At 61.5% G+C, this 16,472-nt stretch carries 15 protein-coding genes; 7 read left to right on the top strand and 8 right to left on the bottom strand.

Annotated features, from left to right (window positions below):
- Positions 1 to 76: 76 nt before the first annotated feature.
- Positions 77 to 559: a hypothetical protein gene (locus ACVDG9_RS00475; protein WP_031268743.1), complete on the bottom strand. Its 483-nt coding sequence runs from the start codon at positions 557 to 559 to the stop codon at positions 77 to 79.
- A gap of 136 nt (positions 560 to 695) precedes the next feature.
- Here ACVDG9_RS00475 and ACVDG9_RS00470 point away from each other — a divergent pair, with 136 nt between their 5' ends.
- The 3 genes from ACVDG9_RS00470 to ACVDG9_RS00460 all read left to right on the top strand — a co-directional run bounded on the left by ACVDG9_RS00470 (position 696) and on the right by ACVDG9_RS00460 (position 3,023).
- A complete protein-coding gene (locus ACVDG9_RS00470) occupies positions 696 to 1,205 on the top strand; it encodes an MmcB family DNA repair protein (RefSeq protein WP_031268744.1) in 510 nt (169 codons plus the stop codon).
- 79 nt (positions 1,206 to 1,284) lie between these two features.
- The gene (locus tag ACVDG9_RS00465; RefSeq protein WP_447237039.1) at positions 1,285 to 2,853 is read left to right on the top strand and encodes an FAD-binding domain-containing protein; all 1,569 of its coding nucleotides are present in this window, start codon (positions 1,285 to 1,287) and stop codon (positions 2,851 to 2,853) included.
- Positions 2,850 to 3,023, top strand: coding sequence for a DUF2256 domain-containing protein (locus ACVDG9_RS00460; protein ID WP_447237038.1), 174 nt, complete (start codon positions 2,850 to 2,852; stop codon positions 3,021 to 3,023). The genes ACVDG9_RS00465 and ACVDG9_RS00460 overlap by 4 nt, the downstream gene beginning before the upstream one ends.
- Positions 3,024 to 3,103: 80 nt before the next feature.
- Here ACVDG9_RS00460 and xylA read toward each other — a convergent pair whose 3' ends face one another.
- From xylA to xylF, 5 genes are all read right to left on the bottom strand, one after another.
- Positions 3,104 to 4,423, bottom strand: a complete 1,320-nt coding sequence (xylA, locus tag ACVDG9_RS00455) for a xylose isomerase (protein ID WP_022999245.1) — start codon at positions 4,421 to 4,423, stop codon at positions 3,104 to 3,106.
- A gap of 25 nt (positions 4,424 to 4,448) precedes the next feature.
- The gene (gene xylB, locus ACVDG9_RS00450) at positions 4,449 to 5,900 is read right to left on the bottom strand and encodes a xylulokinase (RefSeq protein WP_289807608.1); all 1,452 of its coding nucleotides are present in this window, start codon (positions 5,898 to 5,900) and stop codon (positions 4,449 to 4,451) included.
- Positions 5,901 to 6,049: 149 nt separating this feature from the next.
- Positions 6,050 to 6,817 carry an ATP-binding cassette domain-containing protein gene (locus ACVDG9_RS00445; protein WP_006939086.1) on the bottom strand — a complete coding sequence of 256 codons (768 nt, stop codon included), beginning with the start codon at positions 6,815 to 6,817 and terminating at the stop codon, positions 6,050 to 6,052.
- 24 nt (positions 6,818 to 6,841) lie between these two features.
- Entirely contained in the window at positions 6,842 to 8,131 is a 1,290-nt protein-coding gene (locus tag ACVDG9_RS00440) for a sugar ABC transporter permease (protein ID WP_075283384.1), read from the bottom strand.
- 137 nt (positions 8,132 to 8,268) lie between these two features.
- Complete coding sequence (xylF, locus tag ACVDG9_RS00435; protein ID WP_022999249.1) at positions 8,269 to 9,300, bottom strand: D-xylose ABC transporter substrate-binding protein; 1,032 nt, start codon at positions 9,298 to 9,300, stop codon at positions 8,269 to 8,271.
- A gap of 350 nt (positions 9,301 to 9,650) precedes the next feature.
- On the opposite strand from xylF, the gene ACVDG9_RS00430 reads away from it, so the two are divergent.
- From ACVDG9_RS00430 to ACVDG9_RS00415, 4 genes are all read left to right on the top strand, one after another.
- Positions 9,651 to 10,835 (top strand): ROK family protein, encoded by a 1,185-nt coding sequence (locus ACVDG9_RS00430; RefSeq protein WP_208984363.1) that lies wholly within the window; start codon positions 9,651 to 9,653, stop codon positions 10,833 to 10,835.
- A complete protein-coding gene (locus ACVDG9_RS00425; protein WP_447237037.1) occupies positions 10,832 to 12,253 on the top strand; it encodes a di-heme oxidoredictase family protein in 1,422 nt (473 codons plus the stop codon). The genes ACVDG9_RS00430 and ACVDG9_RS00425 overlap by 4 nt, the downstream gene beginning before the upstream one ends.
- Positions 12,250 to 13,908 (top strand): CRTAC1 family protein, encoded by a 1,659-nt coding sequence (locus tag ACVDG9_RS00420; RefSeq protein ID WP_447237036.1) that lies wholly within the window; start codon positions 12,250 to 12,252, stop codon positions 13,906 to 13,908. The genes ACVDG9_RS00425 and ACVDG9_RS00420 overlap by 4 nt, the downstream gene beginning before the upstream one ends.
- A 144-nt stretch (positions 13,909 to 14,052) precedes the next feature.
- Positions 14,053 to 14,457: a RidA family protein gene (locus ACVDG9_RS00415; RefSeq protein ID WP_447237035.1), complete on the top strand. Its 405-nt coding sequence runs from the start codon at positions 14,053 to 14,055 to the stop codon at positions 14,455 to 14,457.
- A gap of 21 nt (positions 14,458 to 14,478) precedes the next feature.
- Here the strand turns inward: ACVDG9_RS00415 and ACVDG9_RS00410 are convergent, their stop codons facing one another.
- Both ACVDG9_RS00410 and ACVDG9_RS00405 read right to left on the bottom strand, forming a co-directional pair.
- Entirely contained in the window at positions 14,479 to 15,060 is a 582-nt protein-coding gene (locus ACVDG9_RS00410; protein WP_022999255.1) for an NAD(P)H-dependent oxidoreductase, read from the bottom strand.
- Positions 15,061 to 15,064: 4 nt separating this feature from the next.
- Complete coding sequence (locus ACVDG9_RS00405; protein WP_447237034.1) at positions 15,065 to 16,471, bottom strand: FAD-binding oxidoreductase; 1,407 nt, start codon at positions 16,469 to 16,471, stop codon at positions 15,065 to 15,067.
- Position 16,472 lies beyond the last annotated feature (1 nt).

Raw genomic sequence — 16,472 nt, 5'->3', positions numbered from 1 at the left:
CTCAGGATGAGGCATTTTTGCTGTCAGGCGCTTGAGGCGAGAGCTGCTCGCCCTCAAACCAACCGGCAAAAAGGCATCAGTTGCTGTTTGACGACTGGAGGATCGGCACGATCTTCTCGCAGAAGCGGAAATGGACCGGCGGCTTCTCGCCTTCCTGAACCATGAGCCCTTCGGTGCCACGGGGCTGAACGGTGACCAGTTCGATCGCCTCGCCGCCATCCGTCAGCAGGCAATTGATGGCCGCACGCTGAGTCATCTTGCCGCTCTTTTCAGCCCCATAGACCTGGCAGATACGCCCCGGGGTTTCCAGAAGGCCACGGTAGATGGCCAGCGTCGAGCCGGGTGCGCTTCGGTCGATCCGTGGAGCCGGACAATCCTGCAGTTCCCGCACCCATATGCCTTGCGCGAAATCCGCAAAACGCAGATCCAGTGCCCGCCCTTGCAGAAGGGGTGCGGATTTCGGCACCTGGAACATCAGGTCTCCCTTGCCTGCAAGCGCAGGCCCGCACGCAAACGCCAGTGCAACGCCCAACAAGGCATTTCGTGTGAAACCGTTCAACCGCTACCCCCTCCCGGAGTGACAAGATCCAACCGGATTATCCGATGCGCCGAAACATCGCGCAAGTTGGCAGGAAAGGTCAATGTCGCCAACGGCAAAACTTGCAAAAAACGAACAAATGTGGAACAAAATGCGCATGGAACCCGATCATCAGCCACTAGCGGGGCGGATTCAGCTGGATGACCCGCTCAAGGACGGACGTCAGTCGGAAACAGCGCTGAAGGTCTGGCGCGGGGCCGCGCGGCTGTTGCGACAACTCGATTTCGCCTGCCTGCCGGAAGTCACCCTTGCCTCCGCCCGGCGGGCGGACCTCCTGGCGCTTGGGCCGAAACATGAGCTCTGGATAGTCGAGGTCAAATCCTCGATCGCCGATTTCCGGGCGGATACCAAGTGGCCGGACTACCGCCTTCATTGCGACCGCCTGTATTTCGCGACGCATCCGGACGTACCGCTGGAGATCTTTCCCGAGGAGGCCGGGCTGATTGTTTCCGACGGCTTCGGGGCGGAGATCCTGCGCGAAGCACCGGAACACAAGCTGGCGGCAGCCACCCGGAAATCGGTAACCCATCGCTTCGCCCGCCATGCCGCACACCGCCTGCACAACCTGTCAGACCCGGACGGCGCACAGATCTTCAACCGGTTCTGACAAACGCTTCCGGCACAAATCCAACGCCCTGTTCACGCGTATCAAGGAAGAACGCCTTCCTGGACGGGAACAGAATGTCGTGACGAAAACCATCCAGATCGTCTGGTTCAAGAAGGACCTGAGGATTGAGGACAATGCAGCGCTCAAACGGGCAAGCCTTCACGGTCCGGTACTGCCGCTCTACGTCATCGAACCCGACCTCTGGCAACAGCCTGACATGGCCGGACGCCACTATGCGTTTTTGCTGGAATGCCTTTCCGAATTGAGACGAGACCTGGCAGCGGTTGGCCAGCCGCTGGTCATCCGCACGGGCGAGGTTACCGAGGTTCTCGGTGCCTTCTTGCGATCAAACGGAGTTGCCGGGCTCTGGTCACATGAAGAGACGGGAAACGACTGGACGTTTGCCCGGGACAAGCGTGTTGCCGCCTGGTGCAGGGCTCAGGGAATTCCCTGGACGGAGTGCCGGCAAACCGGCGTAATTCGACGCCTTCAAACACGGGATGGCTGGGCCGCGCATTGGGACCGCTTCATGGCAGAAGCGCCCGTCGATCCGCCCTGCTTGTCGCCACTTGCCGAAAGCAATCCCGGTATCGATCTCGGCAAGCCTCCAGCAGCATCGGAACTGGGTTTGCCCAACGACCATTGCCCGAACCGGCAGCGCGGCGGGCGGTCCCCTGCACAGGCAACTCTGCACAGCTTCCTGTTTCAGCGCGGCAAGCCTTATCGGGCGGCCATGGCAACGCCGGTCAAGGCCTTCGATGCCTGCTCCCGGCTTTCGCCATATCTGGCATTCGGTTCGTTGTCGCTGCGCGAGGTAACCCAGGCGACCTGGAGCCGCCAGCGTGATCTGAAGGGTTCGGAGTTTCCCGGCCGCAGCACGTGGCAGGCAGCCATGCGGTCCTTTTCGGGCCGTCTTCACTGGCACTGCCATTTCATGCAGAAGCTTGAAGACGAACCCTCTCTGGAGTTCCGCAACCTGCACCCCGCCTACGAGGGGCTTCGACCGGCCCAGCCTGACCGAGAACGGCTTGAAGCCTGGCAGAAAGGGGAGACGGGCCTGCCCTTTGTCGATGCCTGCATGCGAGCACTCGCGGCCACCGGATGGATGAATTTTCGAATGCGGGCAATGCTGATGGCAGTTGCCAGCTATCATCTGTGGCTGGACTGGCGAGCACCGGGCCTGCACCTGGCGCGGCTTTTCACCGATTATGAACCCGGCATTCACTGGCCGCAGGTGCAGATGCAATCGGGAACCACCGGGATCAACACCATCCGGATCTACAATCCGGTGAAGCAGGGTCTCGATCAGGACCCGGAGGGTCTGTTTGTTAGACGGTGGGTGCCGGAGTTGAAGGACATTGCGACCGCGCATGTTCACGAACCCTGGAAGGCAGATAACGCAGGCAAGGTTCTGGGCAAATGCTATCCCTTCCCGGTCGTCGATTATCTCGAGGCGGCGCGCGAGGCGCGGGACAAGGTCTGGGCTGTACGGAAGGGACAAGCATTCCGCGGGGCAGCGGCAGATATCCAATCGAAACACGGCAGCCGGAAAAGCGGGATTGCAATGCGCGGCCAGGAGAAAGCCCGACGCGGCAGGAAACCGCGGATCAATCCCGACCAGGCAGACCTTTTCGGGCCAAACTCATGAAAATGCGCAAGAAAGAGGATCTGCCGGTAAAGCTCTGTGCCACTTGCGGACGCCCCTTCACCTGGCGTCGAAAATGGGCCCGTGACTGGGAAGAGGTGCGCCATTGCTCCGAACGCTGCAGGCGCAACAAGGACGCGAAACAAGGGACTTCACCGGAAATGCGCAGCTGAGGCCGTCTGCCAGCCAAGCGGTCAGCCGAATTAAGGAGGTCACGGTGCCCGTGACCTCCGTTCTTGTGTGCAGGCAGTCCTCAAACGAACAGGTTGACCAGGCTTTCCAGGTATTCCTGCTTGCCGGATTTCGGCTGCGGTTCCAGGTCGGCCTTGTGGACGCGCTCGGCCAATGTCTCGAGCGAGGAACCACCCTTGAGGATGTCGGCGTTTTCCGGCTTCTGCCAGCCGGCATAACGGTCATCGACGAAGCCCTTCAGTCGGCCGTCCTCGATCATGGCTGCCGCGGCCTTCAGACCGCGGGCAATCGCGTCGGCTGAGCCGACGTGCGCCTGGATCAGATCGACCGGGTCGAGTGACTGGCGACGCAGCTTGGCGTCGAAGTTCGTGCCGCCGGTGGTGAAGCCGCCCGCCATCAGAATCTCGTAGTAGGCGAGCGCCAGTTCCGGCACGTTCATGCCGAAGTGGTCGGTATCCCAGCCGCACTGATAGTCGTTGCGGTTCATGTCGACGGACCCGAAGATGCCGAGCGAACGGGCCATGTGCAGTTCGTGCTCGAACGAGTGGCCGGCCAGAATGGCGTGGCCCTGTTCGATGTTCATCTTGACGTCGTTTTCCAGCCCATAGGCCTTCAGGAAGCCATAGACGGTGGCGACGTCGTAGTCGTACTGGTGCTTGGACGGCTCCTGCGGCTTCGGCTCGATCAGGATCGTGCCCTTGAAGCCGATCTTGTGCTTGTACTCGACCACCATGTTGAGGAAGCGGCCGAACTGGTCCAGCTCCTGTTTGATGTTGGTGTTGAGCAGGGTCTCGTAACCTTCGCGGCCACCCCAGAGCACATAGTTTTCACCGCCGAGGCGATAGGTGACGTCCATTGCGTTCTTCACCTGTGCGGCGGCATAGGCGAAGACGTCCGGATCCGGATTGGTGGCCGCACCGCCCATGAAGCGGCGGTTGGAGAACATGTTGGCCGTACCCCAAAGGAGCTTGATGCCGGTGTCGGCCATCTTCTTTTCGAAGATGTCGGCAATCGCGTTCACGTTGGCATTGCTTTCGGCAAGCGTCCGGCCTTCCGGCGCAACGTCGCGGTCATGGAAAGTGAAGAACGGCATGCCCAGGATCTGGAACATCTCGAAGGCAACGTCCGCCTTCAGTTTGGCCTGTTCCATCGGATCGCCGCCAGCCGCCATCCAGGACCGGTTGAAGGTTTCGCCGCCGAACGGATCGGAGCCCGGCCAGCAGAAGCTGTGCCAGTAACACACGGCAAGACGCAGATGGTCTTCCATGCGTTTGCCGAGGACGACCTCGTCCTTGTTGTAGTGGCGATAGCTCAGCGGCTCGGTGCTTGCCGGCCCGGTGTATTGGATCGGCTGAAGATCGCCGAAGAACCCAGTGCTCATGTTGTCATCTCCTTGAATATGTTTCCTAAAAGCCGGCTTGTTTGAGCGCCGGATAAAGCTTGCGCCAGCGCTCGTAGCCTTCGGCATATCTTTGTGTGAGGGCCGGCACCGGATCGATGCTGGCCTTGAGGGCGGGCTTGGTGAAAATGCCCTCGGTGCTACCGAGCGCGGCGGCCTGGCCGAGCCTGGCTGCGCCAAGCGAGCCCCCGAAGTCGCCATCCACCGGAACGTCGACCGGAACATTGAGCAGGCTGGCGATGATCTCCAGCCAGACCGTCGATCGAGACCCGCCGCCGACCGCCAGAACGCGTTCGATCCCGGTGCCGGCAACGCTGAGCGCTTCCAGGCAGTCCTTCAGCGCGAAGGCGACACCGTCGAGTACCGCGTGGCAGAGTTCGGCATCGTCGGTTCCGTGGGAAATGCCGAAGAAGCCGGCGCGGATGTCGACGTCGTTGTGCGGCGTCCGTTCGCCGCCGAGATAAGGCATGAAGGAAACGGGCGAAGGCCCTTCCACATTGCCAACCAGACCGGTGAGTTCACCCGGATTGCGCTTCACCACCTTTGCCAGCCAGTTGAGGCTGTCGGTTGCCGAAAGGATCACTCCCATCTGGTGCCAGGTGTCCGGCACGGCATGGCAGAAGGCGTGAACCGCGCTGTCGACGTTGGGCGAGAAGCGGTCGTTGGTCACGAACAGCACGCCGGAGGTCCCAAGCGAGACAAAGGCCGAACCCGGATCGACCGCACCGACACCGCAGGCAGATGCGGCATTGTCGCCGCCGCCGCCGGCCACCACCGGAGCGGCGTCGAAACCCCAGCGGCCACAAAGATCCGCCTTGAGTGTGCCCGAGCTTTCGGACCCTTCGACAAGGCGCGGCATGTTCTCACGGGTGAGGCCCGTTGCGGCCAGAAGCGCGTCGCTCCAGTCGCGTCTGGCGACATCCAGCCAGAGCGTTCCGGCGGCATCCGACATTTCGCCGACGTACTCGCCCGTCAGCTTGAAACGGACATAGTCCTTGGGCAGCAGAACCATGGTGGTTCTGGCGAAGATTTCCGGCTCGTTCTCGCGCACCCACTGCAGCTTCGGCGCGGTGAAGCCCGGCATCACCCGGTTGCCGCCGAGCGTCAGGAATTTCGGTTCGGCCGCTTCCAGTTCCGAGCACTGCTTGCCCGACCTGCCGTCGTTCCACAGGATGCAGGGGCGCAGCGGCTTACCGGTGGCATCCAGAAGCGTGGCACCGTGCATATGGCCGGACAAGCCGATGCCACGCACCGCGGCCATGGCCTTCGGCGCTTCCGCCTTGAGCGCGTCCAGAACGGTTTCGCAAGCCCGCCACCAGCTGTCCGGGTCCTGTTCCGACCAGCCCGGATGGGGACGCTGGACCGTCAACTCCGCGGTTGCCGATGCGATCAGGGACTGGTCCTCACCAAGAAGAATGGCTTTGACCGAACTGGTACCGATATCGAGGCCGATATACATGAGGTGCGTTCCTCAAAAACAATCAAAAAGAATGCCGATGGCCCGTGACCGGGTGTCGGCATGAGGGTCCACACCGTCCGAACAGGGCCAGGCCATCTGTTCAAACCATGAGGAAGTCCCGCGGGCAAGAGCCCGCGGGTCCTGTCGGTTTATCCGACCACTGTATCGTCCACAAGAGCACCTGGACCCGGGATCGCCCCTTCCGGGCATTTACCCAGAATGATCATGCCGAGCACGTCGTCATCAGTGACGTCGGTCGTGCGGGCGGTGCCGACTAGCTGACCGTTCTTCATGACCGCGATACGGTCGCAAAGCTGGAAGACGTCGTGGATGTCGTGGCTGATCAGGAAGATGCCGAGGCCCTGTTTCTTCAGTTCCTGGATGAGTTCAGCCACCATCTGCGTTTCATGCACGCCAAGCGCGGCGGTCGGTTCGTCCATGATCAGGATCTTGGCATTGAAATAGACCGCGCGGGCAATGGCCACCGACTGGCGCTGACCGCCCGACAGGGCTTTCACCGGCGCATGGAACTTTTTGAAGTTCGGGTTGAGCCGGCCCATGATCTTGCGGGTTTCCGCTTCCATGGCATCGTCGTCGACAAAGCCGAGCGGCGAGGTCAGTTCACGGCCGAGGAACAGGTTGGACGCGGCATCGAGATTATCCGCCAGAGCAAGCGTCTGGTAGATGGTCTCGATGTTCTGCGCCCGCGCGTCGCGCGGCGAGTGAATGTGCACTTCCTTGCCGTTGATGCGGATTTCGCCGCTGTCGGCCTTGTAGGCACCGGAAAGGATCTTGATCAGGGTCGACTTGCCGGCACCGTTGTGGCCAAGCAGACCCACGACTTCACCCGGATAAAGATCGACAGAGACATGATCCACGGCCTGCACCCCGCCGAAGGAGATGCACATGTCTTTCATTTCTACGAGAGGCGCGTCCATGTCTCAGTCTCCCGTGCGCTTGCGATAGATGATGTCGACGAGGACGGCGATGACGAGCACGGTGCCCACGACGATATTCTGCAGCGGGGCGTCGACGCCGACCATGGCCATGCCCGACTGCAATGACTGCATGATCAGCGCGCCCAGGATGGCGCCGTAGATCGTGCCGACACCGCCGGCAAGCGCGGTGCCGCCGATCACTGCCGCGGCGATGACCCTGAGTTCGTCCAGCGTGCCGATGTCGTTGGTCGAAAAGCCGAGGCGGGCGGCCGCGACAGCGGCTGCAAGCGCGCTGAGGCCGCCCATGATGGCAAACACCTTGACGGTCAGAAACCTGGTGTTGATGCCGGAGAGCTCCGCGGCATCCGGATTTCCACCGGTTGCGAAGATGTAGCGTCCGAGACGGGTGCGGCGTGCGACGATGGTCATGACGACGGTTACCACGATCAGAAGCAGCACCGAATAGGGAATGCCGTAGCCCATGACCAGGCCTTCCGGCATGGTTTCGCCCCGGGCCTCGAAGATCCGCTCAAGACGGGCGGTGGGAATGTCATAGGCATTCAGCACCCAGACGAACCCGAGAATTGCCCCGGTCGTGATGACACCCATGGTGACTTCCGCCCAGCCGGGTTTGACCGGGAACCCATGTGCAGCCTTGCGGCGGCGCGAGGAGACCTGCATCCACAGCGCAACGGCGACGGCCAGAACGCCGAAGACCCACGATCCCGTTTCGCCCATGGTGCCGCCGATACCGCCGATCATGGTGAAGGTTTCATCGAGCGGGCCGATCGTCTGACCGGAGGTGATGAACCAGGCAACGTTTCGCCAGACCAGGAGGCCACCAAGCGTCACGATGAAGGCCGGAATGCCGAGATAACCGACCATCCAGCCCTGGAAGGCACCGATCAGCACACCAACAACCACACCGGCCAGAATGGCCAGGATCCAGATAGCCGGATTGCCGAGGCCGAGCAGCGGCGGCAGGACATCGGTCTGGACAACCGCCATGACCGCCGCAACGGTCGCCAGAACGGAGCCGACGGACAGATCGATGTGGCGGGTGACGATAACGAACACCATGCCGGTGGCCATGATGGCAACGGACACGGTCTGGATCGTCAGGTTGAAGATGTTGCGCGGCGTCAGGAACCGGCCATCCGTAATCACATTGAACACCAGGCACAGGACGATGAACGCCCCGATCATGCCGAGAAGCCGTGTGTCCAGCTGCAATGCGGCAAACAAGTTTCGTGCTGTCGGGCTTTTGGGCCCTGACAGTGCGGTGTCAGACATAGAGGTTACTCCTGCTTGGAGACCATTACGCTTACGCATCGGGTGGCCCATCCCGGGGAGCGGCTTTCGCAGCAGCTGTCCCTGTTATTACGGCCCCGGTTAACAGTAACCGGGGCCGCACATTAAGCGTAGTGTTATTAGTTACAGGGAGCCGGGCCGTTCTCGACGCCCTGGCACAGATCATCCTTGGAGATCCAGCCTGCATCGACGACCGCGGTCAGGTTGTCCTTGGTGACCGGAAGCGGTGCCAGGAACTTGGCGGTCAGCTCGGTGCCGGACGGAGACGTCCAGGCCGCTGCGCCATCGACGCCGCCCATCTCGGTGCCACTGGCCAGGCTGACGGCGATTTCACCGGCGGCCTTGCCGAGTTCGCGAGCGTCCTTCCAGACGGAAACCGTCTGCGTGCCCTTTGCAACACGGTTCAGAGCGGCATGGTCGCCGTCCTGACCGGACACCGGAATGCCGTCCATGCCCTGTGCGGTCAGAGCTGCCACAACACCGCCGGCCGTACCGTCGTTGGAGGCAACAACCGCGTCGACCTTGTTGTCGTTGGCGGTCAGGATCTGTTCCATGTTGCGCTGTGCGTTCGCCGGCAGCCAGCCGTCGGTGTAGGCTTCGCCAACGATCGTGATGTCACCCGCATCGATTGCGGACTGCAGGACTTCCTGCTGACCACCGCGGAGGAAGTCCGCGTTCGGGTCGGTCGGGGAGCCCTTGATCATGACGTAGTTGCCCTTCGGCGCGGCAGCCAGAACGGCGCGAGCCTGCATGCGGCCAACTTCGACGTTGTCGAAGGTCAGGTAGAAGGCGCGCGGATCATCGATCAGGCGGTCGTAGCCGACAACCGGGATGCCTTCGTCGGCAGCAGCCTGCACGGCCGGGCCGATTGCCTGGGAATCCTGCGCCAGGATGATGAGGGCGGTCGCACCTTGTGCGATCAGTGCCTCAACGTCGGAAAGCTGTTTTGCGGACGAGCTCTGCGCGTCGGCGGAAATGTAAGTCGCGCCGGCTGCCTCAAGGGCGCCCTTGATGGCGGCTTCGTCAGTCTTCCAGCGTTCTTCCTGGAAGTTGGACCAGCTCACGCCGACAATGACGTCTTCTGCGTGGGCCAGGTTCAGTGCGGTCGCGGACAGCAGGGCGCCCGCCAGCAAAGTGGTGATTTTACGCATTGCGATGTTTCCTCCAGTTGGCGCATCCCACGTCGGACGGATGTGCCTGAAATGCGTCAGTGTCGAAGCGCCTTTTCGAGGCGCCTTCAGAAAGGACAGCCTTATTGTTATTTTTTTTGGTGCCCGAAAAAAAGTTGCAGGAAAGCGCTGCTCCTGTCAACATGGTTTTGCAAAACACTGTTCCGCGGGGTTTGACACACCCGGTGAGAAGCAGGAAAACCGGGAGAAACCCGGGACAGAGGAAACACCTTGGGAAGAGCTGAGCGAGCATGACACGCAAGGCGGACCGGGATCAGATCCGGCGGCAAAACAGAAGTATTGTTCTACAGGCCCTGCGCCGGAACGGCCCTATGGCGCGGATAGATCTCGGCCAGATGACACGGCTGAGCCCCGCGACGGTGACGGCCATCACCTCCGATCTTCTGGACCAGGGATTGATCCTGAGCCTGGAGAGCGAGGAGCCCAAAACACCCCAGGCGCGTGGACGGCCACGCACCCTTTTGAAGCTCAAGCCGGACGCGGTCTATACGGTTGGCGTCCGTCTGTCGGTCAACAACATCGACCTGTCGCTGGTGAATTTCGCCGGCGAGGTGGTGTGCGACAGGCGCAGCCATTTTGACAGTGCCACCGAAGATGCCGACAGCTTTCCCGAAACCCTGATCACCGCGATCAGGCAGTTCCTCGACGAGGCCGGCATCGGCCCGTCACGGGTTCGGGAAATCGGCGTTGCCGCACAGGGTGTCGTCGAAACGGAAACCGGCGTCGTTGCCTGGAGCCCCGCCTTTGCCGGGCGCAAGATCCCTGTCGTCGGTCCATTGCACGAAGCCTTCGGGGCGGATTGCTACATTTCCAACGACACCAACATGATCACCGAAGCGCTGCACTGGTCGGATCCGAACAAGTACAGCGGGACATTTGCCGTGATCATGCTCGATTACGGTGTCGGCATGGGGCTCTACCTCGACAACCGGCTGTTTTCGGGAGCAAGCGGCACGGCCGCCGAGTTCGGCCATGCCAACCATCTGCCCGGCGGGGCGCTCTGCCGATGCGGCAAGAAGGGCTGCCTTGAGGCGTATCTATCCGATTACGCGCTGGTGCGGGCTGCCTCGCATCTGCCGGAGAACACCGATCCGGGCACCATCAAGGCGGGCGTCAGCGGCCTTGCCCGGTTGATCGAACTGGCCGGCTCGGGAGACAAGGACGCCTGCAACGCGTTTCACGAGGCAGGCCGGGTTCTGGGCTATGGTCTTGCCCGGGTGATTGCGATGATCGACCCCAAGCGCGTGGTGCTGACCGGCGCTGCGATGCGTGCCTTCTCCTTCATGGAAAAAGGCATGTGGGAAGGGCTTGAAGAGGCTCTCGTTTCCGATCTCAGGAACAATTTCTCCCTGGACGTGATGCCTTGGAATGAGGACTTCATTCGCAGCGGCCTGATCGCCCAGTCGATGGAACGTCTCGACAAGGATTTTCTCGGCAACGCAACTCCGCCCTCAGGCCGCATAGCCCGGCTCGACCGCAAGGAGGCGACGGCATGACAGGCAAATCCCGGCTCGCAATCTCTGCTCTCGTCCTCGGCATCACCCTGCCTGCATCAGCACTTGCCGATCCCGCACCCTGGAGCGAACGGGCCATCAAGGAAGACGTCGATATCGACGCCCTGGCGCAATCGGGCGAAGATGCGATCACCGTGCTGCAGCCGCTTGGAGAAGAGCTGTTCAAGGCCAAGTTCACCACACTGGATGGCGCAGGCCGGCCGGACGCGACACGGGCTATCGTGCCGACAAAAGTGCGCCGCAAGGCACCGCAGGCGTTCCAGCGTCTTGCTGGAATGGACGCCAATTCCTGCTCTTCCTGCCACAATGAGCCTGTAATCGGTGGTTCCGGTGCGTTCACAGCAAACGTGTTCGTTTCCGAAGGCTTCGAAAGCGCCGACTTCGACACCACGGATCCCCAGTTTTCCAACGAGCGCAACACGGTCGCGCTTCAGGGAGCCGGGCTGATCGAATTGCTTGCCCGGGAAATGACCACGGACCTGCGCAGCCAGCGGACGGATCTGCTGGCCAGGGTGCGGAAAAGCGGTCAGGAAGAAACCGTCAGCCTGGAAACGAAGGGGGTCTCCTTCGGCAAGTTGACCGCCTTTCCTGACGGGACACTGGACGTTTCCCGTCTCGAGGGTATCGACGACGACCTGACCTTGCGACCTTTCAGCCAGAAGGGTGTCTTTGCCTCGCTTCGTCAGTTCAGCGTGAACGCCACCAACGATCATCATGGCATACAGGCGGTCGAGCGGTTCGGCGCCGAGTGGACAGGATCGGACGACTTCGACGGTGATGGCCATACGGGCGAAATTTCGCCGGGTCAGATCTCGGCGCTGGTCGCTTTCCAGGCAACGCTTCCCGCGCCCACCCGAAAACAGGATCTGCCGGATGTCTGGCAGCAGGCGGCGGCAAAGGGAGAAGCGCTTTTCGGCACCATTGGCTGCAGCTCGTGCCACATTCCCGAATTGCCGCTCGAAAGCCTCATCTTTCAGGATCCCGGCCCGTTCGACACCGCCGGTACCCTGCGCCAGAGCGACGTGAAGGCACCGCTCGAACTTGACCTCGGCACGCTGGACTGGGTGAAGGCCCTGCCGCGCGATGACCAGGGCCGGGTGCTGGTACCCCTTTACGGCGACCTGAAGCGCCACACGATTGCCGATGCGGCCCATGACACCTTCGGCAATGAACTGCTGGCCCAACGCTTTGTTGCGCGCGACGTTTTCATCACGTCCGAACTCTGGGGCATCGGCAGCACGGCGCCCTATGGGCACCGGGGCGATATCACGACGCTGGAAGAGGCAATCCTGGCCCATGGCGGCGCTGCTTCCGACAGCCGCAAGGCCTATGCAGGTCTGACGGAAACAGAGCAGCAGACGATCATCGCCTTCCTGCGCAGCCTGGAGATCGCGGAATGAAGCCTTTCAGCCTTTCCGTGTCCGGTGCGCTGTTGAGCGTAAGCCTTGCGGCCCCGGCTCTGGCAGACGACACCCGTCAGGTTTCCGTTGCGCCCGTTCCCTCGTTTGTTGAAGAGGCTTCAGCTGCGGGCGTCGAGCATTCCTATGACGGTGCGTGGGAATTCTTCGTTGGTGGCGGCACCGCGATCTTCGATTGCGATGGCGACCGCAAGCCGGATCTGTTCTTTGCCGGAGGCAAGAACCCGGCGCAGCTTTTTCGCAACGAAAGCCGTGTGGCAGGTGCGCTGAAATTCACCGCTATGGAAACAGGCCTCAACGAAAAACAGGCCACCGGCGTGCTCGGCGCCTATCCGCTCGACATCAATAACGACGACATCCTGGATCTCGTCGTGCTGCGCCTGGGTGAAAACCTGATCCTGGAAGGCAAGGGCGCCTGTACGTTCGAGGTTGCCAACCGGGCCCTTGGCTTCGACGGCGGCCGCGAATGGAGCACTTCCTTTTCCGCCACCTACGAACCAGGGCTCGATTATCCAACGCTTGCCTTTGGCAATTATGTCGATCGTTCTGCCCCCGGTTCGCCCTGGGGCACCTGTCACGACAACTTCCTGTTCCGGCCGGAAAAGGCGGAGGACGGCAGCCCGCTCTACGCGGAAGCAACCCGTCTGTCGCCCGGATATTGCAGCTTGTCGATGCTGTTCACCGACTGGAACCGCTCCGGCGAACCAGCGCTCAGGATCTCGAACGACCGGCAATATTACCGCGGTGGCGAGGAGCAGCTCTGGGCCGTTGCGCCCGGCAGGCCGCCTCGCCCCTATCGCAAGTCCGATGGCTGGCAACACCTGAAGATCTGGGGCATGGGCATTGCGTCCATCGACCTGGATGTGGACGGTTTTCCCGAGTTTGCGCTCACCAGCATGGGCGACACCAAGCTGCAGAAGCTCGACCCGGAATCGGACGAGACCGTGCCGGTCTATCAGGACATTGCCTTCGACCTCGGCGTTACTGCGCACCGGCCCTATGCGGGCGAAGACCTGAAACCCTCAACCGGATGGCATTCCGAGTTTCAGGACGTCAACAATGACGGGCTCTGGGACCTCTTCATTGCCAAGGGCAATGTGGAAGCCATGCCCGACTTCGCGGCCTATGACCCGGACAATCTCTTGCTCGGCCAATGGGACGGCCGCTTTGTGGAAACCGGCGACACCGCCGGGATTGCGCTGAACCGGCGCGGACGCGGGGCGGGTCTGGCGGATTTCAACGCCGACGGACTGGTGGATCTCGTTGTCGTCAACCGATCCGGACCGGTGAGCCTGTTCCGGAATACCGGACAGGGCACGGCAGAAGAACCGAAACAGCTCGGCAACTGGCTGGCTGTGGACGTGCGCCAGCCGGGCAAACCCAACTCCCGCGCAGTGGGTGCCAAGATCAGCGTGAAGACGGGAAACCGGACCGTGGTGAAGGACATCCAGGTAGGGGCAGGTCATGCCTCCGGCCAGATGGGCTTCGTTCACTTCGGCCTGGGTGTAGCGGAACGTGCCAACGTGCGAATCAAATGGCCGGACGGCGACTGGAGCCACGGCTACCGGGTCTTTGCCAACGGTCACGTGATCATTGAACGGGGTGCGGAAAAGGCAAAGCTCTGGTATCCGGAGTAGGCCCCGGCAAGGCACCTTTCTGGTACTGAATAACTGGTTCGCGATGCCATCGTAAATTCAGAAAAGCTGCATTTTTTCAATGACTTTCCGGCTCTTATACCGGAACATGCATGACAAGATGCAATTTCTGGAGAACCTGCGCTCATGGCCGGTCCAACCGACAAGAAATCCTTCAATCCTCCTTCCGTTCGAACACCCTTCGGGCAGTACAATCACGGCCTTTACGTGCCACCCGGCGCCAGCCTGCTGGTGACCTCCGGCCAGCTCGGCATCCGGCCGGACGATACGATCCCGCCGGACGTGACCGGTCAGGCCGAAGTTTGCTTCGACGCCATCGCCGCGATCCTGAAGGAAGCGGAGATGGGCTTCGAGGACGTCATCCGCATTTCCGGCTTCGTCACGCGGCGGGAAGATTTCGCGGACTATATGGCCGTTCGAGACCGCTACACCGGAGCGCTGAAACCGGTCTCGACCCTGTTGGTGGTTGGCGGCTTCACGCGTCCGGAATTTCTGGTGGAAGTGGAAGTGACCGCGGCGAAGGTGTTCTAGCCCAGCCAGCCTGGAGCGGTGTCAGAACCGCTCCATTTCCTTGCCGACCTTCTCCAGAAAGGCACCGGTCGAGGCCGGGGTGCAGTTGTTCATGTCGTAATGGGCCAGATATTTCACCGGTGCACCGATCTTGATCTGTGCCCGGATGACCCGATTGACCACCTTGCGCGGCGGATCGCCAACCAGAAACGCCCGCCACCGGCTGCCGCCATAGGTCATGACGGCCGCCATCTTGCGGATATGGCGCAAGGTCGGCGTCAAGGTGCCGTCTTCCAGATGAAACGAAACGCCCGGCAGCCAGACACGGTCGAAGTAACCTTTCAGCATCGCGGGAAAGCCGAAGTTCCAGACCGGCGTGCAGATGACCAGACCTTCCGCCGCCAGCAGGCGCTCGCAGTAATTGTCGACCAGCTCCCGGTTGTCGGGGACCGTGTGATAGATGTCCCTGTCGCGGGCGGAGAGGACGGGGTCGAACCCTTCCTCATAGAGATTGCAGCCGTCGACCTCATGCCCGGCCTTCGCCAGGCTTTCACAGGTCTTGTGATAGAGCGCACGGCCGAAACTGTGCTCCTGCGGGTGGGAATGGAGAACAAGTACGCGCATCTGATCAGGCCTCGGCAAAGGCCTGAAGGCCCGGGAAAAGATAGTTCTGGCCGGAATTGAAGTCGAAGTCCGGATTGTCCCAGGCGATCATCTTGCCCGGATTGAGCAATCCCTCCGGGTCTGTCTCCTTCTTGAAGGCGAGCTGGACCTGGTCGGTCTGTTTCATGCCGCCTTCCTCAAGGGTGTAGCGATGCGGGTTGAACACCCGGCAGCCGTTTTCCTCGTGCAGCCGGATGATCTCGTCCAGCCGTTCTTCCGTCGTGTAGCGGATCAGGGGAAGGCCGGAACATTGCACCTGACCATCGAACCGCAGGAACTCCAGGTGTCCGAAGATCTCGCCCGGGAACATTTCGGTGGTCTTGCGCACAAGCTCCACGTGGTTCGGGCCCGGATACTGCGTCTGCAGGTAGGTGAAGGAACTGTCGAATTTCAGCGCCCGCAGTGTCGTGTGGTTCCAGGCAAGCTCATAGACATGCGGAATGCCCTTCATGCTTTCCACTTCGTCCGACCGGAAACGCACTTCGCCCTTCATCCGTTCCGCAAGCGCAAGCATTGCCGACATGGAATGCGGCGCCACCATCAGCACGGTGACCGCCTCGCCTTCCTTCAGCCAGGGCTTGTGCCGCGTGAAGAAATCGAACGGAATGGGTGCAGCAATCGGGGCGACTTCCTTCAGCAGAATACCGTTGCTGCGTGCCAGCTTGTCGGAAAAGACGACCGCGTCCATGAAGTTTTCATGGCCGACGATCACGTCCACCCAGTCATGGGCCGTCGTCAGCGGCATTTCGACTTCGGTGATGATACCGTTGGTGCCATAGGCATGACTGACCTTCTGCAGGTCCCAGGTGGACAGCTCGATCACCCGGGGCTCGGCTTCCATGGTGACGATGCGCAGGCGCAGGATGTTGCCGAGATCGCGCAGGCCGCCCCAGTGAACCGAACCGACACCGCCGGAGCCACCGGCGATGAAGCCGCCGATGGTCGCGGTTTGCGCGGTTGAAGGATGGAAGCGCAGTTCCTGGCCCGAATGTTCCTTTGTAATCTTGTCGAGCTTGGCAATGACGATGCCCGGACCGCAGACGACCCGGCCCGGTGCGATTTCCTTGACCTCGTCCATCTTCGACATATCGAGCACGATGCCGCCGGACAGCGGCATCGCCTGGCCATAGTTGCCCGTGCCCGCACCACGCGGCGTGACCGGCACACCGTGGGCGAATGCCGTTTTCAGAACCTTTATGACTTCGGCTTCATTTTTCGGCGAGACCAGAAGATCTCCGGTGACGTTGTCGAGCTGGGCCTTGAGGACCGGCGAATACCAGTAGAAGTCACGGCTCTTGGCCTGAACCAGACGCGGATTGTCCTCAACCGCAATGCCATCAAGTTCGGCCTTGATTGTCTCGTAATCGGCCATG

It is taken from the genome of Roseibium sp. RP-7, from assembly GCF_053005225.1.
This window is presented reverse-complemented; position numbering and strand designations above follow the sequence as displayed.

Excerpts from the sequence above, each read along its gene's own strand:
- ACVDG9_RS00470 (WP_031268744.1), top strand. The coding sequence starts at position 696 with ATGGAACCCGATCATCAGCCACTAGCGGGGCGGATTCAGCTGGATGAC.
- ACVDG9_RS00460 (WP_447237038.1), top strand. The coding sequence starts at position 2,850 with ATGAAAATGCGCAAGAAAGAGGATCTGCCGGTAAAGCTCTGTGCCACT.
- xylA (WP_022999245.1), bottom strand. The coding sequence starts at position 4,423 with ATGAGCACTGGGTTCTTCGGCGATCTTCAGCCGATCCAATACACCGGG.
- xylB (WP_289807608.1), bottom strand. The coding sequence starts at position 5,900 with ATGTATATCGGCCTCGATATCGGTACCAGTTCGGTCAAAGCCATTCTT.
- ACVDG9_RS00445 (WP_006939086.1), bottom strand. The coding sequence starts at position 6,817 with ATGAAAGACATGTGCATCTCCTTCGGCGGGGTGCAGGCCGTGGATCAT.
- ACVDG9_RS00440 (WP_075283384.1), bottom strand. The coding sequence starts at position 8,131 with ATGTCTGACACCGCACTGTCAGGGCCCAAAAGCCCGACAGCACGAAAC.
- xylF (WP_022999249.1), bottom strand. The coding sequence starts at position 9,300 with ATGCGTAAAATCACCACTTTGCTGGCGGGCGCCCTGCTGTCCGCGACC.
- ACVDG9_RS00430 (WP_208984363.1), top strand. The coding sequence starts at position 9,651 with ATGGCGCGGATAGATCTCGGCCAGATGACACGGCTGAGCCCCGCGACG.
- ACVDG9_RS00425 (WP_447237037.1), top strand. The coding sequence starts at position 10,832 with ATGACAGGCAAATCCCGGCTCGCAATCTCTGCTCTCGTCCTCGGCATC.
- ACVDG9_RS00420 (WP_447237036.1), top strand. The coding sequence starts at position 12,250 with ATGAAGCCTTTCAGCCTTTCCGTGTCCGGTGCGCTGTTGAGCGTAAGC.
- ACVDG9_RS00415 (WP_447237035.1), top strand. The coding sequence starts at position 14,053 with ATGGCCGGTCCAACCGACAAGAAATCCTTCAATCCTCCTTCCGTTCGA.
- ACVDG9_RS00410 (WP_022999255.1), bottom strand. The coding sequence starts at position 15,060 with ATGCGCGTACTTGTTCTCCATTCCCACCCGCAGGAGCACAGTTTCGGC.
- ACVDG9_RS00405 (WP_447237034.1), bottom strand. The coding sequence starts at position 16,471 with ATGGCCGATTACGAGACAATCAAGGCCGAACTTGATGGCATTGCGGTT.